The following is a 265-nucleotide window of genomic DNA, read 5'->3' on the forward strand; positions in this document are numbered from 1 at the left end:
GGTTGTAGGCGCTCCCGGCGCCGACAACCTAAAAATTCGTCCTGAATTTTTCCCTGTGGGAGTGGGTTTCTTGGGTTCAGCTATTGTTGTTGTGCAGAAACGATTTCAGTCATGCATCAATGACATCACTTCCGTCATTACCGCGCAGGCGGTAATCCACACAGTGACTGCAATTACGGGTTGCTATGTCTGAGTTTGCTGGTATGTCGCGCTTGAGTCCGGTGGTTTATTTGGCATGAACTGATGCGCGCCAGACACTCTTTGC

Annotated in this window: 1 protein-coding gene; it reads left to right on the forward strand. The window is 50.2% G+C overall.

All coding sequences use genetic code 11. The annotated features are described in order from the left end of the window. The coding region (locus tag P0Y67_RS22960; protein WP_342393724.1) for a hypothetical protein at positions 1-193 on the forward strand (193 nt) is incomplete at its 5' end. Between the last annotated feature and the right edge of the window lie 72 nt (positions 194-265).

It is taken from the genome of Photobacterium sp. SP02, from assembly GCF_038519165.1.
Classification (GTDB): domain Bacteria; phylum Pseudomonadota; class Gammaproteobacteria; order Enterobacterales; family Vibrionaceae; genus Photobacterium; species Photobacterium halotolerans.